At 44.4% G+C, this 25727-nt stretch carries 28 protein-coding genes and 1 pseudogene; 12 read left to right on the top strand and 17 right to left on the bottom strand.

What is annotated here, in order from left to right; genetic code table 11:
• Window positions 1-168: 168 nt before the first annotated feature.
• Entirely contained in the window at window positions 169-585 is a 417-nt protein-coding gene (locus tag P2A85_RS00510; protein WP_340524629.1) for a M48 family metallopeptidase, read from the bottom strand.
• A gap of 73 nt (window positions 586-658) precedes the next feature.
• Window positions 659-1012, bottom strand: a complete 354-nt coding sequence (locus P2A85_RS00505; RefSeq protein WP_340524627.1) for an iron-sulfur cluster assembly accessory protein — start codon at window positions 1010-1012, stop codon at window positions 659-661.
• A gap of 164 nt (window positions 1013-1176) precedes the next feature.
• Between P2A85_RS00505 and P2A85_RS00500 the strand changes: the two genes are divergently transcribed.
• The 4 genes from P2A85_RS00500 (at window position 1177) to P2A85_RS00485 (ending at window position 5604) form a co-directional block, all read left to right on the top strand.
• Window positions 1177-2811 (top strand): DUF6930 domain-containing protein, encoded by a 1635-nt coding sequence (locus P2A85_RS00500; RefSeq protein ID WP_377476988.1) that lies wholly within the window; start codon window positions 1177-1179, stop codon window positions 2809-2811.
• A gap of 110 nt (window positions 2812-2921) precedes the next feature.
• A complete protein-coding gene (zds, locus tag P2A85_RS00495; protein ID WP_377476987.1) occupies window positions 2922-4358 on the top strand; it encodes a 9,9'-di-cis-zeta-carotene desaturase in 1437 nt (478 codons plus the stop codon).
• Window positions 4359-4768: 410 nt separating this feature from the next.
• Window positions 4769-5281, top strand: coding sequence for a DUF192 domain-containing protein (locus P2A85_RS00490; RefSeq protein WP_377476985.1), 513 nt, complete (start codon window positions 4769-4771; stop codon window positions 5279-5281).
• A 188-nt stretch (window positions 5282-5469) separates the two neighbouring features.
• Window positions 5470-5604: a hypothetical protein gene (locus P2A85_RS00485; RefSeq protein ID WP_377476983.1), complete on the top strand. Its 135-nt coding sequence runs from the start codon at window positions 5470-5472 to the stop codon at window positions 5602-5604.
• 179 nt (window positions 5605-5783) lie between these two features.
• Here P2A85_RS00485 and P2A85_RS00480 read toward each other — a convergent pair whose 3' ends face one another.
• Window positions 5784-5990, bottom strand: a complete 207-nt coding sequence (locus P2A85_RS00480; RefSeq protein WP_377476982.1) for a hypothetical protein — start codon at window positions 5988-5990, stop codon at window positions 5784-5786.
• Window positions 5991-6074: 84 nt separating this feature from the next.
• Here P2A85_RS00480 and P2A85_RS00475 point away from each other — a divergent pair, with 84 nt between their 5' ends.
• Window positions 6075-6290 (top strand): DUF2949 domain-containing protein, encoded by a 216-nt coding sequence (locus tag P2A85_RS00475; RefSeq protein WP_340525937.1) that lies wholly within the window; start codon window positions 6075-6077, stop codon window positions 6288-6290.
• Window positions 6291-6352: 62 nt separating this feature from the next.
• On the opposite strand, the gene P2A85_RS00470 is transcribed toward P2A85_RS00475, so the two are convergent.
• The 3 genes from P2A85_RS00470 to trpC all read right to left on the bottom strand — a co-directional run bounded on the left by P2A85_RS00470 (window position 6353) and on the right by trpC (window position 9021).
• Window positions 6353-7510 carry a pyridoxal-phosphate-dependent aminotransferase family protein gene (locus P2A85_RS00470; RefSeq protein ID WP_377476980.1) on the bottom strand — a complete coding sequence of 386 codons (1158 nt, stop codon included), beginning with the start codon at window positions 7508-7510 and terminating at the stop codon, window positions 6353-6355.
• An 86-nt stretch (window positions 7511-7596) separates the two neighbouring features.
• On the bottom strand, window positions 7597-7842 hold the full coding sequence (locus tag P2A85_RS00465) for a DUF5340 domain-containing protein (RefSeq protein WP_340525933.1): 246 nt from the start codon (window positions 7840-7842) through the stop codon (window positions 7597-7599).
• A gap of 276 nt (window positions 7843-8118) precedes the next feature.
• Window positions 8119-9021, bottom strand: a complete 903-nt coding sequence (gene trpC / locus P2A85_RS00460; protein WP_377476979.1) for an indole-3-glycerol phosphate synthase TrpC — start codon at window positions 9019-9021, stop codon at window positions 8119-8121.
• Between the two features lie 176 nt (window positions 9022-9197).
• Here trpC and P2A85_RS00455 point away from each other — a divergent pair.
• Window positions 9198-9563 (top strand): annotated as a pseudogene (locus tag P2A85_RS00455) (XisI protein).
• An 83-nt stretch (window positions 9564-9646) separates the two neighbouring features.
• Here P2A85_RS00455 and P2A85_RS00450 read toward each other — a convergent pair.
• From P2A85_RS00450 to P2A85_RS00435, 4 genes are read right to left on the bottom strand one after another with little or no spacing between them, the layout of a single operon-like run.
• Complete coding sequence (locus P2A85_RS00450) at window positions 9647-10051, bottom strand: type II toxin-antitoxin system HigA family antitoxin (RefSeq protein WP_377476978.1); 405 nt, start codon at window positions 10049-10051, stop codon at window positions 9647-9649.
• Window positions 10035-10334, bottom strand: coding sequence for a type II toxin-antitoxin system HigB family toxin (locus P2A85_RS00445; protein WP_293174260.1), 300 nt, complete (start codon window positions 10332-10334; stop codon window positions 10035-10037). Before P2A85_RS00445 ends, P2A85_RS00450 begins: the two co-directional genes overlap by 17 nt.
• Complete coding sequence (locus tag P2A85_RS00440; protein WP_377476977.1) at window positions 10335-10595, bottom strand: type II toxin-antitoxin system Phd/YefM family antitoxin; 261 nt, start codon at window positions 10593-10595, stop codon at window positions 10335-10337.
• 46 nt (window positions 10596-10641) lie between these two features.
• The gene (locus tag P2A85_RS00435; RefSeq protein ID WP_377476976.1) at window positions 10642-12096 is read right to left on the bottom strand and encodes an NB-ARC domain-containing protein; all 1455 of its coding nucleotides are present in this window, start codon (window positions 12094-12096) and stop codon (window positions 10642-10644) included.
• A gap of 302 nt (window positions 12097-12398) precedes the next feature.
• Here P2A85_RS00435 and P2A85_RS00430 point away from each other — a divergent pair, with 302 nt between their 5' ends.
• The 5 genes from P2A85_RS00430 (at window position 12399) to P2A85_RS00410 (ending at window position 16319) form a co-directional block, all read left to right on the top strand.
• Window positions 12399-13424: a hypothetical protein gene (locus tag P2A85_RS00430; protein WP_377476975.1), complete on the top strand. Its 1026-nt coding sequence runs from the start codon at window positions 12399-12401 to the stop codon at window positions 13422-13424.
• A gap of 7 nt (window positions 13425-13431) precedes the next feature.
• Window positions 13432-14955 (top strand): WD40 repeat domain-containing protein, encoded by a 1524-nt coding sequence (locus P2A85_RS00425; protein ID WP_377476974.1) that lies wholly within the window; start codon window positions 13432-13434, stop codon window positions 14953-14955.
• Window positions 14956-14992: 37 nt separating this feature from the next.
• Window positions 14993-15394: a hypothetical protein gene (locus tag P2A85_RS00420; RefSeq protein ID WP_377476973.1), complete on the top strand. Its 402-nt coding sequence runs from the start codon at window positions 14993-14995 to the stop codon at window positions 15392-15394.
• Window positions 15395-15495: 101 nt separating this feature from the next.
• On the top strand, window positions 15496-15933 hold the full coding sequence (locus P2A85_RS00415; protein WP_377476972.1) for a nucleotidyltransferase domain-containing protein: 438 nt from the start codon (window positions 15496-15498) through the stop codon (window positions 15931-15933).
• A complete protein-coding gene (locus tag P2A85_RS00410) occupies window positions 15930-16319 on the top strand; it encodes a HEPN domain-containing protein (RefSeq protein WP_377476971.1) in 390 nt (129 codons plus the stop codon). Before P2A85_RS00415 ends, P2A85_RS00410 begins: the two co-directional genes overlap by 4 nt.
• A 14-nt stretch (window positions 16320-16333) precedes the next feature.
• Here the strand turns inward: P2A85_RS00410 and P2A85_RS00405 are convergent, their stop codons facing one another.
• From P2A85_RS00405 to lpdA, 3 genes are all read right to left on the bottom strand, one after another.
• The gene (locus P2A85_RS00405) at window positions 16334-16915 is read right to left on the bottom strand and encodes a hypothetical protein (protein WP_377476970.1); all 582 of its coding nucleotides are present in this window, start codon (window positions 16913-16915) and stop codon (window positions 16334-16336) included.
• Window positions 16912-17403, bottom strand: a complete 492-nt coding sequence (locus tag P2A85_RS00400; protein ID WP_377476969.1) for a DUF4365 domain-containing protein — start codon at window positions 17401-17403, stop codon at window positions 16912-16914. The genes P2A85_RS00405 and P2A85_RS00400 overlap by 4 nt, the downstream gene beginning before the upstream one ends.
• A gap of 320 nt (window positions 17404-17723) precedes the next feature.
• Entirely contained in the window at window positions 17724-19160 is a 1437-nt protein-coding gene (gene lpdA, locus P2A85_RS00395; protein WP_377476968.1) for a dihydrolipoyl dehydrogenase, read from the bottom strand.
• 472 nt (window positions 19161-19632) lie between these two features.
• Between lpdA and P2A85_RS00390 the strand changes: the two genes are divergently transcribed.
• Window positions 19633-19950 (top strand): hypothetical protein, encoded by a 318-nt coding sequence (locus tag P2A85_RS00390; RefSeq protein ID WP_377476967.1) that lies wholly within the window; start codon window positions 19633-19635, stop codon window positions 19948-19950.
• Window positions 19951-19983: 33 nt separating this feature from the next.
• On the opposite strand, the gene P2A85_RS00385 is transcribed toward P2A85_RS00390, so the two are convergent.
• The 4 genes from P2A85_RS00385 to crtB all read right to left on the bottom strand — a co-directional run bounded on the left by P2A85_RS00385 (window position 19984) and on the right by crtB (window position 25629).
• On the bottom strand, window positions 19984-22275 hold the full coding sequence (locus P2A85_RS00385; RefSeq protein WP_377476966.1) for a GumC family protein: 2292 nt from the start codon (window positions 22273-22275) through the stop codon (window positions 19984-19986).
• 61 nt (window positions 22276-22336) lie between these two features.
• Window positions 22337-23860 (bottom strand): polysaccharide biosynthesis/export family protein, encoded by a 1524-nt coding sequence (locus P2A85_RS00380; protein ID WP_377476965.1) that lies wholly within the window; start codon window positions 23858-23860, stop codon window positions 22337-22339.
• Between the two features lie 190 nt (window positions 23861-24050).
• The gene (locus P2A85_RS00375) at window positions 24051-24752 is read right to left on the bottom strand and encodes a cyanoexosortase B system-associated protein (protein WP_377476964.1); all 702 of its coding nucleotides are present in this window, start codon (window positions 24750-24752) and stop codon (window positions 24051-24053) included.
• A 4-nt stretch (window positions 24753-24756) separates the two neighbouring features.
• Window positions 24757-25629, bottom strand: coding sequence for a cyanoexosortase B (gene crtB, locus P2A85_RS00370; protein WP_377481779.1), 873 nt, complete (start codon window positions 25627-25629; stop codon window positions 24757-24759).
• Window positions 25630-25727: the final 98 nt, after the last annotated feature.

The following is a 25727-nucleotide window of genomic DNA, read 5'->3' as shown; positions in this document are numbered from 1 at the left end:
AAGTGAGGAATGCGTCCAGCCCCACTGTTCGTATTAGCTAAGTTTTCAAATACTAGCACTGCATTCCTGAGATTTCCATAAAGTTATTTATTGATTTATTACGACATCGTAATAAATCCCCAAGCCGATTTCTGCGATCCCCGCGCAAAAATCGACTGGTTTCCCTGGTTAAGGCTCAAAAAGCCATTGCTGAACGCGGGTGAGACTCTTCCAGTCCGGTTTTCTGCTTAACCCATCTTCAAAATTCTTTTTAACTTCTTCTAGCAACTCGTCGGATGCCATCAAGAGTTGCTGAGTTATTTCTACATGAGGCCGCACTCCTTTTTCTTTCAGGTCGAGGATGGCGACTGCTAGGTTGATCCGGGCTTGGGGGTCGTGAGGGTTCAATTTAACGGCGGTTTTCGCTGCTTTTTGGGCTGATGATGGTTTATCTTCCAATAGGTATAGCCATGCGAGACTAGCCCAAGCATTGCCGTTTTTAGGCGCTTTCAGGCACACTTCTTTGAACAGGGGAATCAAGTCTTTTGGGGCTTCTCCTGCTTGGTAGCGATCGAAACCATCTTTAAACAATTCTTCAGGGGTCATGGGAGTTGAGATTTGGAATTTGGAATTGAAAAGGGCATTGGGCAATTATTGATTGTTTGCCCAATTTTCAGGTTTATGTAGAAAAAGAACTACCGCAGCCACAAGTTTGGGTAGCGTTGGGGTTGGTAAACTGAAAGCCGCCGCCGATCATGGCGTCGCTGAAGTCGAGGACTAAGCCGTAGAGATAGAGAATGCTTTTGCGATCGCACACTACCTGAAAGCCTTCGTAATCGAACACTTCATCGTCGGATTGGACGGTGCTGGGGTCTGCGAAATCCATCACATAAGACATACCAGAACAGCCACCCTGGCGCACTCCTACGCGCAAGCAGAGGTCTTTGCCTTGTTTTTCTCTCAGGCTCAATACTTGACGGACTGCGGAGTCAGTCATTTGAATGCCCCGCTTTTGGGAAATGGCTTGAGTCATAATTTTCTGAACTCCTGATACTATTCGATCCTAAGAGTTTCATCTTAATTCATCCATTGTACAGGTGTTGTCCCCCCCTTTCCCCCTAGGGTTTATGATTGAAAGGCAGCGGTTGACCCTTAGTGGGGCACCGCAACCATGCTTCACCCAACGGGCTTACTCTAATGGCAGCGCTGAATCGCTCTACTCTTCGTCGGCTACAAAACTTACCTCAAATTCCCAGCGTGTGGGAGGGCGATCGCCGACCCTTGTCTAATGCTGACTCACACGCGATCGTAGACGATGATGACTTCCTAGAGGGTGGTGGCGAGTGCATTCTCTGGGTAGATGGCTCTGAAGGGGTTGTCAGGGCTATGGATATGGTGGGCCCGGATGCTGGCCCAGAGGCGATCGTCCGGGCACTGCTGCGAGCGATGGAACATCCCCAAAGTCCCTCTCCCGCAGTCCGTCCCCAAAAAATCGTAGTCAAAAACCGGGAAATTCAATTTTATCTGCGGGGTGTACTTCAAGATTTAGGAATTGCGATCGACTATGTACCGGAATTACCCCTCATAGACGAAATATTTCGGGGAATGGAAGAGGTTGCCGTCAACAGACCTCCTGAATTGCCTCCTGAGTATGCTGATGTTCTCATGGAAAAAGCTGCTCAAATTTGGCACGATGCTCCGTGGCAGACTTTGAGAGAACATCAGATTATATCTATTGAAGTCAATCAATGGGATGTCGCCAGCCTTTACGTGTCTGTATTGGGTCAGGGCAGAATGGATTATGGAGTTTTGCTCTATCGCTCCCTAGAATCGTTGAAGCGGTTTCGAGAGCGAGTCGTTAATGATGATTCTTTTGAAGATTTGGAACAGGCTTTTTTAGGGCAAGATTGTTTGTTTCTCACTTTTGAAAGTGCCATGGAACTTGATGAAGATGAGGAAGAAATTGATTTAGCCGATTTGCCTCCATCGGAAATTGAACCGAATTTTGGCAACCTCCATCCTTTAGAAGGTTTGCGATCGATTCTTTATGAAGAAGAAGCCCTGACAATGTTAGTTGCTCTCGAAGCATTTCACCGCTTTTTCCGCAATAGTCGGCGTAAACTTGCTGCAGAAACATTTCCCACCCTCAGCAGCCGCTACCGCATCCCCGTTCCCCTGGCTGACGGCGAAACTCAGCAGGTATCGGTGAAAGTTTCCACGATGCCGGAGGTATCCGACGAATTGTGGCAGATGCTGGAAGATGATGATGACGATGATGATGAATTTGAAATGCCTCCACTGCGGGACGATTTAGTACCGCCTAATTCATTTTTGAGTCTCGGTGTCGTACCTTGGGCAACGGTAGATCTTTTGCGTGGCAATGCCCAGTTTTATCAAGGTGCAGAAGTTGATATTAATCCCAGTGGAGATGGTTTGCCCGTGGTGATGATTCAAACTTCTCATCCGAAGGCAAAAACCATGATTCAGGATTTGAAGGAAGCAGAAGGAGTCAAGGCAATTTGCTTTAATCCGGGAGAAGATCCTTTTCAAGATGAGCAATATGATTTGGGTATTCTGCAAGCTAAAAATGGCGATTTGTATTTGTTTGGAGAGTTTAATGAAGACGATCCGGTGCATCAAGCAGCCCGCAAAAAATGGGAGCGTCGGTGTCAATCAACTCAAGGTTGGTGTGGTTTGGTGATTGCTAAAGGGTTGATGGGTGCTTCTCGCGGCCAACCTCAACTTAAAGATATGATCGCTTTGTTTGAAGTGCGCTGGGTGTCTGCTAAAGATTTAGGCATTGGGCCACTGCAATTGATGCCGACCTTTTGAAGTTAGTGGACTGTTGACGGTTGACTGTTGAGAGTTAACTGTCTTTCCTCAAATTTCTGATATTCTTAAATTTGTTACAAATTGTAAAAATACTGTAAAGGATAGGGAAAATGCGGGTTGCGATCGCAGGTGCTGGACTGGCTGGAATGACAACAGCAGTCGATTTAGTGGATGCAGGCCACCAAGTAGAAATTTTTGAATCCCGCCCCTTTGTCGGTGGCAAAGTTGGCAGTTGGGTAGATCCAGATGGCAATCACGTTGAAATGGGTTTACACGTCTTCTTCGGCTGCTATTATAACTTATTTGCTCTCATGAAAAAAGTGGGAGCTTTTGACGATTTGCTCCTGAAAGAACACGTCCACACTTTTATCAATCGAGGTGGCGAAACTGGTAGTTTAGATTTTCGTTTCCCGGTAGGTGCTCCTTTCCACGGATTGAAGGCATTTTTCACTACATCTCAGCTATCGGTACAGGACAAAATCCAAAATTCCCTCGCCCTGGGAACTAGCCCCATCGTCCGAGGTTTGATCGACTTTGATGGGGCGATGAAAACTATCCGCGATTTGGATAAAATCAGTTTTGCTGACTGGTTTCGCAGCCACGGTGGCAACCAAAATTCCCTCAAAAGAATGTGGAATCCGATCGCCTATGCCCTGGGTTTTATCGACACTGAAAATATTTCAGCCCGGTGTATGTTGACAATTTTTCAATTCTTTGCCACCAAAACAGAAGCCTCGGTGATGCGAATGTTGGCTGGTTCTCCTAGCGAATATTTGCACAAACCAATTGTGGAATATTTGGAAAGCAAAGGGACAAAAATTCACACGCGGCGCAGAGTGCGAGAAATTCAGTTTCAAGAAGGTGCAGAAACTCGCGTCACGGGCTTAGCTGTAGCTAGTGGGGAAACTGAAGAAATTATTACTGCCGATGCCTATGTTTTTGCATTGGATGTGCCGGGAATTCAGAAAATATTACCCCCAGCTTGGCGGAAATGGTCTGACTTTGATAATATTTACAAGTTGGATGCTGTGCCGGTGGCGACAGTGCAATTGCGGTTTGACGGTTGGGTAACGGAATTGGACGATGAAGCCAAACGCAAACAATTAAGTCATGCTGTAGGAATTGATAATTTGCTATATTCCGCCGATGCAGATTTTTCTTGTTTTGCTGATTTGGCGCTGACAAGTCCCAAGGATTATTATAAGGAAGGGGAAGGTTCTCTGTTACAGTTGGTGTTGACTCCTGGAGATCCGTTTATTAAACAAAGCAATGAGGCGATCGCCCAACACGTACTCAAGCAAGTTCAGGATTTATTCCCATCAGCGCGGGAATTAAACATGACTTGGTATAGTGTAGTGAAGCTGGCTCAATCTTTGTATCGGGAAGCACCGGGAATGGATCTTTATCGGCCTGCTCAAAAAACGCCGATCGGCAATTTCTTTCTAGCAGGAAGTTACACTCAACAAGATTATATTGATAGCATGGAAGGAGCAACACTTTCTGGCCATCAAGCGGCTAAGGCAATTCTGGAAGCTTACAGTCATTAGTCCTTAGTCCTTTTAATTAAACGTCCTATACAGATGGCCCAAAACCTTACTGTATCAATAGCCTTCCTGAATTTCCCCCATCCCCCCCTTGGGCGGGGCTAGGGGGGCTGAATTCTTCCTTCTTACTTCCCCCCTTGGGGGGGGTGATATCAATTCCGGTTGTATCGTCAGGTGATTTAACCGCGAAGGCGCGAAGTACGCGAAGTTCGAGAAGAGAGAGTTTAATACAGGACGATGAAGAGAGGATTTGATATCAATTATTGCTTCTTCCTTCTTACTTCCCCCCTTGGGGGGGGCTAGGGGGGGTGAATTCTTCCTTCTTCCTTCTTCCTTCTTCCTTCTTGCTTCTTACTTCCCCCCTTGGGGGGGGTGAATTCTTCCTTCTTCCTTCTTCCTTCTTCCTTCTACTTATGAGTTATTTTGCTAATTTGCTGGGTATTGGGCTAAGTCTATGTTTGCTGGGATGTTCGCCGACACTACCTGTGGCGAATTCTGATGTTACTGCTACTTTGGCATTGCAGCCTACATTGATAGCTTCCCAAGGTCAAGTTTTGCCTGTTTCTGCCAAAGCTAGGATAGCCGATCGCCCGATCGAACTTGAAGTCGCTACCACCCCGGAACAACAGGCTATCGGTTTAATGTATAGAACTTCTCTTCCTGATGACAGAGGGATGTTGTTTGAGTTCAAACCTGCGCGATGGGTGAATTTTTGGATGAAAAATTGTGAGATTTCTCTGGATATGATTTTTCTGCGGGATGGAGTGGTGACAGCCATCCAACCTGCGGCACCTCCTTGTACTGCCGATCCTTGTCCCACCTATGGCCCCGATACGATGGTCGATCGAGTCATCGAACTCCGTAGCGGGCGGGCTGCTGAACTTGGTCTCAAAGTTGGCGATCGAATTGCGATCGAGTTCATTTAACCGAATTAAGTCATTTTAGGTTGATTTTCCCGGAAAATTGGTGGAGGGACCTAGCCCATTATTTTGATAAATATTTAGAAACTTTACAAAAATTGATTAAATCTGTTAAATTATTAATAATTAAATCAGTACAAGTACCAAAAGATTTGCTACGATGTCGATCTTAGTAAGTCCAGTCCTGAGCTTGTTTGGCTGAGCAGCAGATTTTTAGTCCGCGGTTACAAGAACGAGTCAGTGACCCCCTGGTGATTCTGAGAGACGATATTGGCTGCGATCGATTTAGCGATCTGGCACTCTGGAGAAATTCTCTGGAACTTCCTTAGAGAAAACTTAATCTACTAAATCTATCCGAAGCTTGATGCTACGATGCTGGTTGCGTCCACGACTGCTTGAGATAGCAGGTTGTGGTTCCATCGCAAAATCTAACCTAGATTAATCAAGTAGATTTGCGGATTCTGCATTTTGGCAGATGAAGTTATACTCTGAACCTGGTTTAGTAGTCTTAAGTAGGTAGCAGAATTGATTTAGATTCGCGCTGCCAAGATGCAGAGGTATTCAGTTTAGGTTCGATCGCACATCCCTCGAACCCCAGCGACAAAAATCGAAAACCTTTCACTTTTGAGGAAAGGTTGGCTTTATAGTCGCACTCAACCACAAAATTTCCATTTTTAACTGCAAATACTGTTTTAACAGATATCCACAGTTTCAAGACAGATTTTAAACTGGCTTATTACTCATCAAAAACATCAGGTTCGCATCAGAAAATGGTGTCCTACACTCGGAGGAAAAATTAATGACACCCGCTACTTATACTCGATTAATTCGATTTTTACAAGAAGATTTGGCGATTTCTCGCGCGTCAATTGATGTCGCTGAACGTGTGGGCGGTAACGAACAGCGCCAACGCGATCGCGACCCGAATTCCCTGCCGATGGTATTGTGGCAGTACGGTTTGGTGACGCTAGAACAGTTAGATAAAATCTTTGATTGGTTGGCCCAAGCATATTAAAAGGATTTTAGATTTTAGATTTTATCTAAAATCTAAAATCCAAAATCCTTTAACAACTTGGATTAAGATTCAGCTAAAAGTTTCGCAGCCGCGGCAACGCCGGCACCAGGAGTAAAGCCTTCGTAACCCAATTCTCGCAACACCACTTCTAAAGAGGAAATAGCTGCTAGAATATCGCGATCGCACACAAAGCCTAAATGACCGATGCGGAAGATTTTGCCTTTCAAATGGTCCTGTCCGTCGGCCAGGGAAATGTCAAATCTCTTTCTCATCAACGTCCGCACCTTTTGTGCATCTACTTCGGCGGGCGGCATCACTGAAGTAATCGCAGGGCTGGCGCAATCATCAGCAGCAAATAAGGGCAAACCTAAAGCTTGTACAGCCGCACGAGTAGTTGTCATCAACCGTTTGTGCCGCGCGAAGACATTTTCCAGCCCTTCTGCTTTCATCATCTGCAAAGTTACTTGCAGTCCAAAAAACATATTGACCGGTGGAGTAAAAGGAGTCGTATTTTTGGCAGCTTCTTTGCGATATTTGCCCAAATCCAAGTAATAGCGGGGCAATTTCGCAGTCTTGTAAGCTTCCCAAGCTTTGGGGCCGACGGCGACAAAACCCAAACCAGGGGGAATCATGTAAGCTTTCTGAGAACCGGAAGCAATCACATCAATTCCCCAAGCATCCATCGGCACATTTGCAGCACCTAAACTGGTGACAGCATCGACCATAATTAAAGCTTCACCGTGGGCTTTAACGTGGCGATTGATGGTTTCAAGGTCGTTGAGGACGCCGGTGGAGGTTTCGGAGTGAGTGATGATGACAGCTTTGATTTGCTTCTCTGTATCTGCTTCGAGTTTTTCGCGGAAGTTTTCGGGGTCTAAAGGTTGGCCCCACTCGGCTTTGATGATTTCGACATTTAAACCGTAAGCTTCGGCGACTTCGGCCCAGCGTTCACCAAATTTACCATTGGTACCGACTAAAACGCGATCGCCCGCACTCAAGAAATTAATAATCCCAGCTTCCATCGCACCGGTACCGGAAACGGTTAAACTCAGCACGTCACTTTTAGTTTGGTGCAACCATTTCAGGTTTTCGGTACATTCTGCAAAAATCGCATCAAACTCCTTGCTGCGGTGGCCCATGGGGTGTTTTGCCATCGCCAGCAAAGCCGCTTCGGGTACCGGCGTGGGGCCGGGAATCATCAGCATTGATTTGTTATCCATGATGTTGTCCTAACTATTTCTGTGGGAGTTAACAGAATAGATCAAAAAGCTGTGTTGCGGAATCGTCTCTCTAAGTTTTTTAAGTTTTAAGTTTTAATTTCCCTAGGATTTGTCTCATTCAGCGACCAGCGGTATTCTACTGGTAATTTGGAGCGATCGCAACTTTGTTCTAATTGCTTCTGAAGGGCAAGGGCTTTCCGCAAAGTAACGATCAGTTGTTGAACTTGTTGTTGCTGTGGTGATTGCGGACTGACAGCCAACATTGTTTTACGTTCCAACAATTGAAGTAGCAATTCGTAGTGAACGTGTGACGGAAGGGGAATTGGTTCCATTAAAGACGACATACCTCAGTGAACCGACACCTCATGGGAATTGCCATGAAGCATTACAGTTGAATTATAAATACTTGATTTCCCATAATTCTTCTAACTTAACTATTATCAGAATTTAGGGATATTGTCAAGGAATCTGGCGTTTGATATTGTTGTTAATTATTTCGGATTGATTTAACCGCTCCAGACCGCTCCAGACCGCAGAGTAGCAGAAGAGAGAGATGAAGGATTCTGATGCCACCTCTCACTATGATTTTTGGTTATTTTAAGTTGTCGCTAATGACCAGTAGCGATGTCGGCGACAAGGGAGGCTAAAGCTGCGCCTGGGTCTGGCTGTTTGACTAGGGATTCGCCAATCAGGACAGCGCCGGCCCCGGCCTTGGCGACTTTAGCGAGGTCGTCGGGGGTGTGGATGCCTGACTCGCTGACGATGAGGATGTCTTTGGCTTGGATTTCGGTTTGGCGCGAGGCTAATAGTTGGCTGGTGGTTTCTAGGCTGACGGAAAAGTCTGCTAGGTTGCGGTTGTTGATGCCGATTAGGTGGACGCCTTCTAGGGTTAATACGCGATCGAGTTCTTCTTGAGTGTGAACTTCTATCAAGGCTGTCATGCCTAATGTCTTGACAATTTTTACAAAGTATTGTAGGTCTTTATCTGATAGAATAGCTGCGATTAAAAGTACGGCATCGGCACCATGAATGCGGGCGAGATAGATTTGGTAGGGATAGATGATGAACTCTTTGCAAAGTAGTGGTAAATCGACGGCGGAACGGATTTTGCTGAGGTTTTCAAAGCTGCCTTGAAAGAATTTTTCGTCGGTGAGTACGGAGATGCAGGTGGCGCCGTTTTGTTGGTAGGATTGGGCGATCGCCACTGGATCGAAATTTTCGCGAATTACGCCTTTACTAGGGGAAGCTTTTTTGACTTCGGCGATGATGGCTGGTTTGGTTTTGCCATGTTTGAGGGCGGCGAGAAAGTCGCGGGTTTTTGGTGCGAAGGGGAGTTTTTTGTGAAGATCTGCTAAGGGGGTGCGATCGCGCTTTTGGGCAACTTCAGTTTCTTTTTGCCAGACGATTTCTTCGAGGATGTGCTGGGGTTCGGCGTCGGGTACGGCGATTTTGTAGCTGAGGTAGAGTACGGAGACGGAGGTGCTGGGGGGACGGCGGCGGATTTGGAGCATGATAGGGGGGATTAAGGGCGATCGCACAAGTTTCAATCTATTATATAATGTGGTGCTAATTTGTAGGGTGCGTCGCTATGAGATATTCGATGGAACTTGCAGATTGTAGAGGGCGACGCACCTTACCATAAAAGTGAGGCAATACTTCAATGGATACCAGATTGAGATACCAATAAATCATCAAAACCATACTTCAGGAACACGCTAAATTCCGTAATACTATACCTGATGGCTATCATTCTCAACTGTTATTTGATGATGAACGAGGAGGATATTTAGTTTTGGATATTGGTTGGAATGATGACAATTACCTTCACGCCACACCAATCCACCTCGATTTAATCGGCGATTAAATCTGGATTCAATATGATGATACTGAAGAAGGAGTGGCGACTGATTTACTCGCAGCAGGTGTTCCTAATGAAGATATTGTGCTTGGTTTTAGGCATCCTCAAGTGCGGCAATATACTGAATTTGGAACTGGTTTGAGCGACGAAGATGAAGAAATTGTTGCTGAATCTGCTGTTGTGCGATCGGCCTAAGCCGATAGATTATTCGGCGATTGAAATCGCGTCTAAACAAACGAAGTCCGCCTCCGCGGACTAAGAGATATGAGAGATTGTGATTAATTAAATAGAAACAAGCCCGGATTTACATGAAAAAACTTTCCCAAAGCCTCAGCTTGTTTTTTGGTAATTTCTAGCTGGTTATTAATGATTTGAGTTACTATCTCAATTGTATCCATAATTCCCACTAAATCCGCTGGTTCTAGACTTCTAGCGTCCATCAAATGAAGAAGTCTTGAGTGGGGAGTTGAAGCATTTATTTGATAATGTGTTTCTTCAAAATCTTCAATTAGTTTGACTAATAGTTCTAGGACAGTATCTTCTTCGGGAGTTAGATTGTTCCGAGAGAGCAAATTTTCAACGATTTCCAAAAATATCTCGTTTTCATCTTCATTTTTGATGATGCGCGGTTGATATTGAGATAGCAAGCTGCTGTACCTGTCAGAGTCAAAAGTAAGGGTCATTTTTCCAGTTGTTTTTGTCATATTCTGCATGAGTCAAAATGTACTTGATATAAACAATCTGCTTTTGATAGTTAAGACTTACGATTAAGCGATATTTATTTCCTTTGATGTTGAAAATTGTAAAATTTCCAACTGCTTCAGCTTGAGGATAAATAGTTTGAACTTCAATAAGCTTAGTCCAATTGGCTTGACTAGCAATCTTGTACCAATCATCGAGGGCTTCGCAGGAATCAGCATGATTTTGGCAGTAGTCTCTTAATTTTTTGCGACTGATAACGTGCATTTAGCGATCGATTTGAGGTTTGGCGGTTCTGGCTTGGGCGTCTTTCAGAGCACTTAACAAGCGATCGGCATTTTTGGGCGATCGCAGCAGGTGTAAAGTCTCCAGTAGACTTGCCAACTCATCAGCGGCAATTAAGGCTACGTTTTCGCCGTCTTTGCGGGTGATGATGATGGCATCGCGATCGCTGATGACTTGTTCGCACAGTTGATCGAGATTGGCCAGAGCTTCAGTATAGGTTACTTGGGTTTGTGTGAGTGACATGGTTTTTGGCTTCCCAATACTAAGGATATTATAAGGGCGATCGGGCTTATTTTTCTATGTTGGGGCGGGAATAGTTAGTTTTGACATATTCTTTTAGTACGGGCCCAAGGGTGAAAAATGTACGTGAAGCGTAGCTATCCCGTAGGGAATCGCCCTCCTGATTTTTTTCAACTAATGAACGCCGTCCCAAGGATTGCATAACTTTCAAAAATTGCGATCGGGATAATTGCATATTCTCTGGCACTTTTGAGAGGGAAACTGGCGCGGTTTCACTCGCTAGCCATGACATCACCTGTTTCTCCGACTCGGATAAGCGATTAAATGGCTGATGCAGTAAAGATTCTAAATCGCCTAAAAATAGTGTATCCTCAGACAAAAATTCCGATAGGCTGCCGTTAAACAAATCTTGAATCATTGTAGCAACTATTTTTAACCACAAGGGATTGCCTCTGTATTGTTCAATTAGTTCTGACCATTTTGCATCTTCAGCTAAACCTTTTTCTCTAAGGATTTCCGCCGCTTCACCACCTAAACCATTGAGTTGTAACGATCGCACTGGCTGGTTTTTGCCTTCTAATACGGCAATTTCTCTGGGTGTTTCCCAACTGAGCAACACTAAGCAACTGTTGTGAGATAATTCTGCTACTTGTCGAAATAGCGTGCCGTAATCTTCGTATCCAGGTTTGTAATCACCAGCGAGTTGTCCGCTGCTATTTATCATTTGTACGTCATCGAGTATCAGCAGACAGCGGTATTTTTGCAAGTATTCCAGTAGGGGAAATCCCCCTGTGGTTGCCCCTTCTTCGGGGGAGGGGGCGGGCACGGGGGCACCGCCCCTACGGAAGAATTGAATTATATTTTTTTGAAGTATTGACAGGGGTGGAGATGTGGCGAGACTTCGCCAGATGACGAAATCAAATTCATGTTTGATTTGTTGGACGAGTTGGGCGGCGATCGCGGTTTTGCCAATGCCGACTATGCCGTGTATAGCGACGAGGCGGGTGTTTTCGTGGAGAATCCACTGTTTGAGGGTGGTGAGAGAGGTGGTGCGATCGAAAAAGCTGAATATTTCGGGTGCGTCGCCTAAGTCTATGTAGGGTTGTTTGGGAGTTTGTTGGGAGTTTGGGGGAGATGTGGGCGATCGATCTTCTGTTACCGGTGAATGATATCGATCGCCACAAACATTAATTTTGTTATTATTACTATTGACAATATTATTATGGGAAAATACCCCTCGTTGCACCAGCGATCTAAAATTAGATTGACTAACAGTTTCTCCTAAAACATCTGAAAGCAGTTTCCATAACTTCCAAGCAGCTTTTCTGACATGATCGTTACTAAAACTATATTGCTCCGCTATTTCTGGATACTTTTTACCTTGCGAAGTAGCTTCTAATATAGATATTTGTAGAGAGTCAAGACGTTTTCCTGTTTTAGCAAATATCTCGTCATCTATCCATTTGACAGATTCTTCAAGCTCCATAAGTCTAGGTGCAGTCATATTTGGGTCTAACACACTATAACTTTACCACACTTTTTGACATTTGAGGAACTAAATACCACTTTTTCCTATTAATTCCCATTAAATCCCAAATTACCCACTTGGTAAATTATCCATTAAATTCCATTAAATTCCATTGTGCTATCCCCCAATATGTGATTTGATCTGTTTAAGATATTAGCAAATAAGCTAAAAACAAAAGCCATCCACAAAAAACTTATTAAGTAGTAAAATCCATGTACAGTTATCGAATTATAATGCTGGGGCCTCGTAATTCTGGCAAGACAGTGTATTTGGGAAGTATGTTTCATAAGTTGTCCGGTCAAGGGGAATGGGGATTTTTCCTAGAGATTGATGGTGAAAAGCGCAAGAAACTGAATGGAATATACACCGAAGTCGCTACAGAAACAAAATGGCCTCCGGGGACGGATCGTAATGAAATCTCAGAATGGGTTTTTACCTGCTCCATCAACAGAAATGGGACTAAATACTCTGCTTGCCAATTTGTTTATCTCGATTACGCAGGCGGTAGAATTACTGAAGCCGAGATGGAAGGTGGTTCTGATTTTGATCAAAAGATAAAAAGTGCTGATGTTCTACTTGGATTGTTAGACGGAGCTAAAATTTGTGCGCTGATGCGTCAAGAACGGGAAGGAGTAGTATGGGTTATTAATGAGTTACAGAATATGCTTAATATAATGACTGGAGGTATTGGAAAACCAGTTCATTTTGTCATTAGCAAATGGGATATTGTTGAAAGTAGTGGATACTCTTTAAAACAAGTAAGAGAGAAATTATTAGAATCTAGTGACGCATTTCAGAATCTAGTTACCACCCGTAAACAAGATAAATCTCTAACCAGGTTGATTCCTGTTAGTTCCCTTGGTAAAGGTTTCGCTAAACCTTTACCTGGTGGCGGTATGGAAAAAATTCTAGGAAAACTGCCTAAACCATTTCAGGTAGAAGTTCCCCTAGCTTGTGTTTTACCGGATATGATCCAGAATCAAGAAAAAGAACTTGCTAAAATGGGTTCAGAAGTAAGTAACCGATCAACTAAAGTTGAAGCAGACCTTTCTGGTAGGGAAAAATTCAGTCAAAATTTACCAGGATGGTTCAAAAATTTTCCTGGAATTAAAAATTGGGCAGGATCTGCCGAACAAAAAACAAGAGAAGCGGCGGAAAGAAGTGACGAATTGCGTCGGCAAAAAGCTGACGCATTGAATAAAATAAGCGATGAAAGAAGCGCCCTAGCATCTGTTCTCAGCAGCTTTAACTCGATCCAAAACCAACTTTATATAAGTTTCCCCGATTCCGATCTATCTTCGTAATACCTTTATGAACAATTTAGATTGTTGGCCTTTTTTAGTTAGCGCTAATCGCGACCTTGACTATAGAACAATTGTCGCCCCTGACTTTATGTGTGAAGTTGGTGATGCCAATACTCTTGCCGAGGCAGCAGGTGGTAAGATAAAAAATGTGGCTTTCTACCGAGAAATACATAAATCTAAAGTCGGTAAATTAACCATAGTTTTTCGAGTGATTGAAACAACCTTTGAAGACATGGGAATTGAAGGAAGTGGAGTTTTACAAGACAAACCGGAGGGTGGCAGAGAAATTCTTTTAACTGAAGGAATTGTTATTAAGGGATTACTCTCAGATGTGATAGTTACTAAAGATGCTATCGAAATGGCTCACGGAATGATTATTCAACCTTACCGTGAATTTTGGGAATGGACCAGTTATCAACCTGCTATACCCTCAGTATGTTTTAGCTTACCACAAGATAGTTCTGAATCTTGCCTACAATATCAGAAACTAGATCCTTATGGTGTTGATATCCAGAAACCACAGGAACCAGACAAACCTAAAGCGCCAGTTTTTCCAGAGGTAGATCCGCATAAAAAAAGCAGTAAAAGTCAAGAATGGAGAAAGCAAAGGACTAATGATTTTGATGGTGAAGTTACATCAGTGACATTTTTACCCAAAGGTAACTCTATTGCCATTAGATACGAACACCAACAAACAATTATTATCAGCGATAGCGATTTCGAGAGAAACAAAAATATTTTGTTTAGCAATAAAGATATTGGATTCAGCTATCCTCATCCTATTGCCATTAGTCCTAATGGTCAGTATATCGCTAGTGGAATCATTAAAAAAATCGGAGATGGTGTCATAAAATTATGGAATATTGAGGAAAAAAAAGAGCATAAAGAAATTCATGGACATAAAAACAGTGAGTTCAGTAGAATTATACCCGTAGCTTTTACTCCAGATAGCGAAATGCTAATTAGTGGCAGTAAAGATAAAATAATTTTTTTCTGGGATGTTAAAACCGGTGGCAAAAGAGGACAACCAATTGAGAACTTTGTAAGTGAGATTAGGGCTATAGCTGTTAGCCCAGACGAATATAGCTATATTTTTGCCATTGGGGATAGTGAGGGAAATATTCAGTCTTATAATTGGAATACTAGAAGAAAGATTAAAAGTTTCCTAGCGCATAGTTCGTCTAATGGATTACCTATCAATTCATTAGCTTTTAGTCCTGATGGTAGAATACTTGTCAGCGGTGGCGATGACCGTAGTATCAAACTTTGGGATGTCTCTGGGGCTGAAGAATTAAAGAGTGGAAAACACTCAGCTATAGTTAGAACAGTTGCTTTTAGTCCTAATGGTAAACTAATTGCTAGTGGAGATGATAGGGGTTATATTAAAATTTGGGATGTTGAGACTATGACATCCGTGTCTGTGCTTCAAGAACATAGAGCAGCAGTGACATCGCTTGCTTTCAGTCCTGATGGTAAAACTCTAGCAAGCGGTAGTAAGGATAGAACAGTTAGGTTTTGGGAAAGAGTTTAAAAAAGAGTCATAGTGTAATCTCTTGAATGCAGTAACTTTGACAGATTACCAAATTTGGGATGAACTTGCTCAACTATTAGCACCGATCGCCCTAAATCACCTAATCGAGAAACATCTGCAATCCTGCAATTACAAAATACGCGGTTATTGGGACAACAATAAGTTTTATGAAGAAATAGTTTTCATTCATCCTATCTGTGCTGAGTTGATCGCCCGATCGCTCGGCACAAATATTATCAACAACCATCCCACCTCGCACTGGATTAAACTTAAATTTTTGCTAAAAGCCGATCTATCTGCGGTTGAAAACAACCTGGTGATCGATGATGGTGAGGATGAAATTGGTGAACTGACTCTGATTTTAGATACTAATCTCAAAGTGATTGATGAAAACTGGTCGCTCGATATCGAATCTCCTTTTGTTGTTGCTAAGATTTAGCCAGATTTGCAGCATTCTGCCTAAAGTGCGATCGCCTTAAGAATGTAAAAAGCACTTGAAGCAATACGACAAAATTTAAATTGAGAGCGAGAAGGTATTTTATGGACACAGCTAAACGCCAACGCTTAGAAGCAGCAGGATGGACTATCGGGACAGCAGAAGAATTTCTCGGACTTTCACCAGAAGAAACAGCTAAATCATCGATCACAAATATGAGCATTAACCATAAACTTAAGAACATATTGATAGAACTCCGATCGCACTTCGAGCAAATCTACGACAGCCGCCTTGTCACAATGGTACTTTACGGCTCCCAAGCCAGAGGCGATGCACGCCCAGACTCTGACATTGATATTTTAGTCGTCCTCAAAGGGCAAGTCAATCCAGGCGAAGAAATTAAAAGAACCAGCCACATTCGAGCCGATTTGTCGCTCCAGAATGATGAAGTGATTAGCTGTCTGTTTATGGACGAACAGCGATTTACACACTACAACGGGCCTTTATTGAGGAACATTCGCAAAGACGGAATAGCTTTATGAAACCAGAACAATTAGACTTGCTCCTGAAAGCTCGTCAAAGTCTATCGGCGGCAAAGCTATTACTAAATAATGGTTTCCCAGACTATGCAGCATCTCGCGCTTATTATGCCATGTTTTACATTGCTGAAGCATTTTTAGATGGCGAAGGAATGTCATTTTCCAGTCATGCCGCAGTAATTGGAGCTTTCGGCAGAGAATTTGCCCGGACAGGAAGAGTTCCTGCTGAGTTTCACCGATTCTTAATCGATGCTCAAGACTTGCGAAATAGTGGGGATTACGGGGGACTTGATACTGTCACTATCGAGCAAGCTGCGGAGCAAATTAACTGTGGTGAGCAATTTCTCGAATTAGCCCAAAGTGCGATCGGCACTCTACCGCCGCCCTAAATAACTGCGATTCCCTACGGGATAGCTACGTCGCGCGTACTTTCATCTCCTTTAGCTTCCTCTACCATCAAAGCAAACTCCCGCAGATTTTTCACCGCAAAATATCCGCCCTCTTTGACAAAATCGCCACCGCAAGTGACAGGAATTCTTTCCTGATAAGCTTTCAGTGCCAAATTCAAATCATTTTCTTTCAATTCGAGATAGATTTTCTGCAACTTACCCACAACAAACCCCATCATTACTACCTTAGCAATTTTCTCTCCATCTTCGCGATCGACTTTCACAACAAACCCTTGAATTTCCGTATTGTCTAACAAAGTAACTAAGTCGCTTAAAATCTCTAATTGAGAACGATTTTCTGTAAGTTCTAGCGTCTTGACAGCATCTCCCATGCGAGCTGGATAATCGGCAAACTCCCTTGTCAAGGGTAGCCCGATATCAAACACATCTCCAGCATCATTTTTTTTGACCCAAATCGCTCCTTTATTGTCATAAATTCGGCTATGTTCGTGCCAGCCATTTCTTTGTAAATATGCTACGATCGCATTCACATCTAAACTCTTGAAAACTTCAAAATCCTGTACAGTTACTTTCATGGTATGCCTCCTTTCCGAATACGCTGCATAATTGACTCAAGAGCATCTGGTGTAAACTGATTCCGTCGGAGCAATTCCACAGTAATGCGATTTGTGTTTCTAGTTTCCGGCATTCCCCGCAGCGATACCCAATAGGCACAATGTTTGAGCGACATTTCCGACTCAGACTGTTGTATCCATTCCCCGATATTTTCCGGTACTAAAACCACAATTAGTAGGCGGGGAATAAAGGTGGTGACTCTTAAGTCGTTATAATTTTTGAGATTGAGCGGATATCGCACAGATTCAGTATCAAGTACATCTCTTGAAGTACATTTTAACTGCAATTCGAGGCGGTGTGGTTGCATTGGATCGTAGCCGATCGCCTTGATACACAGATCGACGCTATCATAATCATTCTCAGGTTGATCTACAGAACAGCCGGCAACTGCCGCCACAGCACGCACGTAAGCTTTGCTAAATAATTCTTTGCGTTGGTTTAGTTCCATTTAAACACACTTCTCAAAAAGGGGCGGTCACGATCGCACATTAGTGTCAACAAACACGTCAAACATAGTACCAGTCTTTTGTTGCTCGGATCGGCTCTCGCCCCCCACTATGGCGTGTTTTAAAACCCGGAGATCCCCCCTAACCCCCCTTAACAAGGGGGGGACAAGAGTCTTCAAAGCCCCTCTTCCCAAGGGGGGAACCGGATTTCAAAGTCCCCCTTCTTAAGGGGGATTTAGGGGGATCGAGACTCGACTACAAACGAGATCGATCGAGGGTTTAGATTCAATTTGACACGCTTTGGGAACTCCGCCCCTACAAATTAATGACTACCCGCTCCCGCCGCCCGTTTAAACGCCTCATCCAACACTTCCGAAAGCGTCGGGTGAGTGTGCACTCGGAATGCTAAAGTGTGAACAGAATCCCGTTGCGCGATCGCATTTGCCGCCTCCTGAATCAAATCCGAAGCGTGCAAACCAAAAATGTGAACTCCTAACAATTCCCCAGTATCTTTCCGGTAAATCACCTTAGCCATACCGTCGGTTTCACCCTCCGCAATAGCTTTAGAATTTCCCTTAAAATAACTCTTGACAGAAGCGACCTCAAACCCTTCGGTTTTGCCTAACTCCTTCGCCGCAGATTCAGTCATCCCCACATAGCTAATTTCTGGGTGAGTAAATGCCGCTGCTGGGATGCTCAAATAGTCCACTTCCCGATCGCGCCCGCAGATATTTTCCACCGCAGCAATACCCTGAGCAGACGCAGAATGAGCTAACATCATCTTGCCATTCACATCGCCGATCGCCCACAAATTTTTGACCGGTTCTCCCCCAGCCAAAACCTGCATCTTATCGTTAACTGGAATATAACCGCGCATCGTTTCCACGCCCGCAGTTTCTAACCCCAAATTCTTACTCACCGGAACTCGGCCAGTTGCTACCAAACAAGCATCTACTTCCAAAACTTCGACAATTTCCTTAGTTTTGAAATCAGCTAATTCAATAATCACTGGCGAACCAGGAGTAATCTTCTTCGCCAAAACACCCACTTTCGTTTCAATATCGCGAGGTGTAATTAACACCCGTTCTGCTAACTTAGCAATATCTGGGTCAAAAGTTGGCATTAATTGATCTAATGCCTCAATCATCGTGATTTCACAGCCCAATGCAGTGTAAATATCGGAAAATTCCAAACCGATATAGCCACTACCAATAATTGCAATCCACTTCGGTAGCGATTCCAATCTGACAGCATCGTCGCTGGTAAACACAGTTTTGCCGTCAATTTCTATCCCCGGAGGGACAAAAGGAATTGAACCGGGAGCGAGAATAATATCCTTGGCCGTAATCGTTTTTTCGCCTTTATCGGTTTCGATGGTAATTTTTTGAGAACCGGCGATTTTACCCCAACCTTGGATGATATCGACATTCAAACGTTTGAGGCTGTTGGTCAAGTCGCCACGTAATTTGCTGACAATGGTGTTAGCATGATTGGCGATCGCCCCTCGATCGAAATCCACACTTCCCAACTGAATACCCAAAGTCTTAAGGTGGTGAGCATTCCGCAAGTCTCGCACCCTTCCAGAAGCCGCCAACAGCGCCTTAGAGGGAATACAGCCCCGGTTCACACAAGTTCCGCCCATGTCGCCCGCTTCGATAATTGCCACTTTCAGCCCGCAGCTAACGGCGTGGATGGCCGCCCCGTGTCCGCCGACGCCGGCGCCGATAATTGCTAAATCGTAATCAAATCCCTGAGTCACCTGATTCTCCTAGTGTTATTTCTATCTGAGGACTTAAGCAAAAATACAGTATTTTCGTGATTTAAAGCTGGTACATGGCGATCGCAATCCTGTAATAGCAGCGATCTTTGCATCAGTCCCGATCCTTATTTTCGACTAGACTAGGGTTAATTAGACAAATTTCCCCAGTAACTGAAATTTTTAGTCCTGGACGCATAAATACCACAGCACCCTGGCGTGGTCGAAGCGATCGCCAGTCTTAAAGGCTAAAATGCAGTATTTGCGTAAAAAACCCCGGTTTCTGCATCTTGGACTAATTTTTCACAGTTGATTGTTTTAAGTTGGGTATGTATTAATTGTCAAGTAAGCGGGGCTGAAGCTAAATAGGGTTGGAGAGTCGCATTGTCTGGTAGGACTTCTGGATTCGGTGATTGCCTTTTTTGGCTTCCCTTGTTGATTTTAATCTCATTTTTGGGTCTAATTTTTGTAAGGCTTGGCATCTCGCAGAGTTTGTTTGCAATTTTACGGTCAAATGGAGTGGTTTATGATGGAAGACTATGACCAGAAAGATTCACGCCGGGCCTCGGCTCAATCATTTTTTGAGTCTCTTGATGAATTGTTCGATTATATAGAAGCCAGCAGCAGTCCAGCCGTAGAACCTCAGTCTCCGGCTGTCGCTCCCAAGTCTTCTAGTCCGCCCAAGAAGCCTAAACCTGCGAAAATTAATTTGTCGGATTTTGAAGATGCGATCGCCGATTTAGAACAGTTTATCCAGAACAAGCGGCGATCGCGGCCGGAATCTAAGGAATAGCAGAATTTCCTAACCGTCGCGAAGAAGGCTATACTATTTAGTTGCTTTCTTTTTGAGCTTTGACTGCTGCTGGGGTAATCGGCTCGATCGCACTTCTATGGCTCTATGGTCGATCGCACCCAAAGGCATTTCCACTTCCTCAATATCGTGGCGGAACTTCACCGCAATGTCAGCACCATTAATAATCGCCCCCAACAAGCGCGGGGATTTACTCGACTCCTCGTCATCAGATTCGAGCAACTGATCTGCTGCTTCCGACAACATACTCGATAGAGTGTAACCAGGCCTCGCCACCAAAATCATACCGTCAGTGTAAGGTTCCAGGGTGAGGGCGTCATTGCACTCGCTCAAAGCCGGAGAGTCCACCACCACAAAATCGAAGCGATTGCGAACATCCTGGAACAATCTCCGCATTTCGCTGGATTCGAGTACCCCCGCAGCCTGATGCAAAAAGCCCGGACTCGGTATGACGTATAGGTTTTCCACATTGGGTACTAAACGGACACACTCGCTGATATTGCCGTAATAGTGTAAAGGTTCTACAGCCGCCAGAGGATCGATCGCGATTTGCAGACATTCAATGTGAGAAGCCTCGCGCAAATCTGCTTCAATTAACAAAGTCCGTTTGCCCGATCGAGCTGAAGCAATAGCCAAATTGTAAGCGCTAAAGGTTTTTCCCTCCTCGGCCGCCGCCGAAGTTAGCAACACCACCTTCACCGGTTTGTTACCAATCCGGCGTAAATTACTGCGCAACCGCTCGTAAAATTCTAAATAGGGCGAATTGGCATCCAGGGCGATCGGCATCTCCAAGCCGTAGGAATCAAGGATAGACACTTCCGGTAACACACCCAGTATTGCCACTTCCTTTTCCGCCAAAGCAGCCCGTACCTCTTCCCAACTATAAAACTTGCCGTTGAGCATCCCCAGCAAAAATATCAATCCGCCGCCCAACAGCAATCCCACAAAGCCTCCCACCGCCAGCATCACCGGCAAACCTCTCTTGGTGGACTCAACATCATCAGTTTTTGGCAATTGGGCAATTGTCAAACTACCTGTAGTCTCGGCTACCGCCGCTTCAGCATCTACCAAAGCCGACTGCATTTTATCGTAGAGAGCTTTTTTGAACCCGACTTGCTGGGCTAAACGCGCTTGTTCTAATTGCTTATTAGGAATTGTGGCGTGTTGTCGGCGCAATTCTTGTTCTGTTTTCTCCACTCCCTTGATTTGCTGTTGCACAACTTCTTTTTGTGTTTGCAAAGCAATCAAATTTTGAGCTAACTGTTGTCTGGCGGGATCTAAGGCAGAATCTACTCGAATTCGATCGGCACTTTGGAGTGGAGCACTGACACCGTTACCGCCTAGCACCTCCGATTGTCGCTGCTGCAACTGTTGGTCAAAAGCTTGTTTTTGTTTGACCAATTCTACAATTTTTGGGTGTTCTTCCTGCAAGTCGCTGCGGAGAATTTTGAGCTGAGATTCGAGGGAAAAAATTTGCACTCGCAGTTGGCCAATAATCGGGTCGGCAGAGAGTGCTTGAGAGACGTAAGCTTGATCCACATTTAATCCCAAGCGATTTTGCAAGCTGTTGATTTGAGCTTCAATTGCTCCCAACTGCACTCGCAGTTGTCGCTGCTGCTGTTCGCTATTGGTGATTGCTTGGGGCAAAGTACCGCTCTGAGCTGCTAAAATAGATGTTTGTTCTCGTTTTTCATAGGCTTCGAGTTTTTCCTCTGTCTCTCTGAGTTCTTGAGTGACTTTTGGCAAACGCTTGTTAATTTGGACTATGGTTTCTCGCAGTCTGGAAGTATTAATGGTTTGGCTGCGATCGACCATTTCTGTCATCAATATCTCTGCTACTATTTCGGCTTTTTTGCGATCGGCATTTTTGTATAAAACTTGAATCAAAGCGCTGGGGTCATTATTCTTAGTCGGCATCTTTACCTGCACGTTTTTTGCCAGCCTTTTAGTCACATCTTCTAGTTCTTTTGCTGCTTCTTCCTTATTTATTTTTGCTGCTGATTGTTTATTAGATTTTTTTTCGGCTGCTTGGATGAGTTTTTCTGCTGCTCCTTCAAGCACTTTTTTATCCAGCAACATATCTTTAGTTATTTCTTGTCCTTCCTGTTGAATTTTAGTAGTAGTCGCTGAAAAAATCACCGTTGGGCGACGGTAGGCGAGCATACCTGATGCTACGTAAATCGGCCGCGGAGTTGGCTGCACTGCCACTACTCCCGACACGCCCACAGTCACAGCTAAAGTAGCCAATCCCACCCATTTGTATTGGTCGAAAGCAATTAAATAACGTTTAACAACTGATAAAGTCATAAGGATTGTTGACTACTGTGGAATATTGGTTATTTGTTATTGGTTATTTCTTATTGGTTAACTAATTCCCATTATTCGTAGGTACGAACAAATTTTTTACCCCATTTCTCAACTGCTCAAAAAACAAAATAAAACCCAAAATATCGCGAAATGGTCTAGTAAAACTATTGATAGCAAAACCAACTCGCTCTACCAGATTCCTACCAATCACAATCACATCATTATCTTGCAACATTGGATTCTGAGAAAGATTTCCCTCCAAAGCAGCTTTAGCATCTATCTTGCGGCTGACAGCTCGACCTTGCTTTTGGTCAAACCGAATCAAGGCAATGTTCCGCATATCCGCAAGATTTACAGGCAAGTTATTGAGAGCATCCAAAAAGGTACTACCATTTTCTATGTAGAAAGAGGTCAAACCACCACTAGCGTAACTCAAAACTCGAACGTAGATCCGGGGTTTGATTAAGGTAGAGCGCGAAACCAAAGTCTTGTCGTAGTCCAGATTTTTCCGAGTAGCATCTAGTTCGGGAATAATAATCGCATCTCCAGAAGCTAGGGGGAAATCAAACAAGTCCCTAGCCTTTGCTAGGGGAGTGTAGAGGTCGATGGGTTCTTCCACAGATGTGCCGTTCACCAGTGTCCGTCGCACTCGTACCGCCCGCAAATCAGCTTTTGTGGTAACTCCCCCCGCAGCGACCAAAGCGGCAGAAATTCGCCCACCACCGGCCGGAAGCGTGTAAAAACCAGGTTTGCTGACTTCTCCGGTGACAGTGACTTGGACAGGGGTACTGGCTGCTGCGAGGCTGTACCTGGATGCTAAATCTCGATCGGATTTGCGATCGGGCGTAGTCTGTTGATAAGGTATGACGATCGCATCTCCATCCTCTAAACGCAAATCTGGAGGAGAAACACCAGTTTGCAACGGTGTCAAAATGTCAACTATTTGCTCGGCAATAGCGCCGGAGGGCAGTGTCCGCCGCACCCGCACCGCCCGCAGTTCGGCAGTCGGAGTCGTACCGCTGGCTGCCGCTAGGGCTGCGGGAATTTGGGGGGTTTGCAGGGGATAAAAACCGGGTCTGGCAACTTCTCCTGTGACTGTCACGACTACAGGGCGCTGAACTAGCAGGGATGCGAAGACTTGGGGATTTTTCAGAAATTGGGCTAAACGTTCGCGGAGGCGCTGCTGTGTTTGTTCCACGGTCAGGCCGCGTACATTTACAGTGCCTATCAGCGGCATGATAATTATGCCTTCGGGGCTGATAGCACCTGTAAAATTGAGCTCTGGGAAGCGCTGAACTTGAATTGCAATCTGGTCTCCTGGGCCTAGTCGGTAGGGGCGATTGCGGAAGGCTGGGTTGATGTCCGTGTTAGGTCTTGCTGGTGGCGGTGTGGGTACTGGTAGTGGCGGGCGATCGAGCAATTCGGAACTAGGAATCACAGGTTGTGCTAAAGTCTGTTGAGGAAAAACTTTGGCATTGAAACCCCAAAATATAGTTGTAAAACATAGAGTCCAAACAGTTGAATAAAGACCTGTCAGGGAAAAAGCAACATAATTTTTATTCCTTTTAAAATGTCTATAATTCATGCTCAATTAAATTATTTTTGATAAATTGTATTTTCCCCTGAACCATTCCCTTCTCCATCCCAAATCCCCCCTTGGGGGGGGCAGGAGGGGTTGTCCCATCCCAAATCCCCCCTTGGGGGGCAGGGGGGGTTGTCCCATCCCAAATCCCCCCTTGGGGGGGGCAGGGGGGGGTGGAGGTTGCCCGATTTTTTCAAAAAGTTTCTGCCATTAATTTAGCCTGCACAATTTCACCCAGAGATTTGAGGATGGGTTCAGCTATTTTAATGTCAGTATCCGGTTCAATGGGAACAATGATGCACACAGCTACCCAGGAGGCACGACGATTTGACAGTCTCGCCATGCTGTCTTCCCAAAACCAGCTACTTGTTGCGGTCGAACCTCCGTTTTGCCAAGCGTACCATTGTAAGACCGCAAAGGTGCGTTGGGCACTCCGGCTGCGGAAAAATCTGGCTTTGATGGTTGTAGTCTTGGCGTTTGGTACTGGGTTTAAATTAACTATAAACGGCAAAGTGCGATCGGCATCTGTTTGCCACCGATGAAACCCTTTGATATCCAGCCATTCCACCTGGGGCTGGTCTTTGGGGCCATTTTGAGGCAACATTAATAAAATTGCCATTGTTTGAGGATTTTTAATTTCTTGAACTAACCACTTGTGACCGCCAATTAGTACGTTATTTTGCACCCGGATTACCTCCCAGCCGGGAAGTGTCAACCCATTTTGACGTAAAGTTTTTAATTGCTTGAGGTTGGTCACTTCGGGCGGGTTTGTCCAGGGCCACCTTCCCGTACCATAGCCCGGAATTGCTACTGCCCCAACCAGTACCAGTAAAAACATAATTACGATAATTTTAAATAACTGGTATCGCTTTAGTAGTTTGCGTGCTGAAATCATTTTTTTAATGGCCAGACTGGCTTGGGAAATATTTTTCCATACCGTCGATCAAAAGTACCAATAAACCTAGTATACAAGCCGAATATAAATCTCCACCCCATCCGGCGTGTAGCCAAGTAAACAGTCCTACTTTCTCGGTGCCGTGAAAGTAAGTGAGTAAAGTATTGCGGAGGATATTTGAACTGATACTAATGATAGATGTACTCGCTAGAAATAAAATGCTTTTTTTGCAGGAATTCCCAACTCCTGTCCAGTCCAGCAGCATTAAGCTAACATACAGACTGGTAAACAGCATTTTTAGACCCGCACAGTGGGGTGCAACCTCTACAATGCGATCGTTGACATACAGATAAACTTCTTCTACTCTGACATTAAGACCAGCTTTGATTAAAATTAAGCCCGATATTTCCGCAATTAAGTGCTGCAAAGGCAAGGCGTAGGGTTCGATTAAGTAAGGAATGTGATTTGGCGAACCGAGCAATATAAAAAAAAGTGGTATTCCCTGCAATTTCAAGCCTGGTATTCCTTTTAAACACAAGCAAATACTCCCTAGCATTAGGGACAGAGATAAATTTACCAAATCGCTTAATCTACTCACATAAAAAAGGGTCGCTAGTAGCAGTAACACTAATCCTAAAGGATGAGGGGAGTTGGGTAACTTCCGCCAGCTATTTAGATTCGTCCAAGCTATATAAGCTGCGTAGGGTAAACCAATAATTCCGTGGCTGAAGTATTCGTGTTCTATGCTAATGTTTTTGTTGAACCATCCGTCATACCAGTGTAATACCAGGGGCGCATACAGCAGCACTAGGAGTACCGTAATACCTTCTTCTAGGAGGTATCGCTTGAGGAGGCGAATTTGGCGCTGGATTTGCATCATTTTAAATTTTTTTAGTTGTGATTATTGAGTTCAACAGTTTTTAATTTGACACTCAAAAAATTTGACAAGGGAATTTATACTGATTGATACATCAT

The organism is Microcoleus anatoxicus, from assembly GCF_042465725.1.
GTDB classification, from domain to species: Bacteria; Cyanobacteriota; Cyanobacteriia; order Cyanobacteriales; family Microcoleaceae; genus Microcoleus; species Microcoleus anatoxicus.
This window is presented reverse-complemented; position numbering and strand designations above follow the sequence as displayed.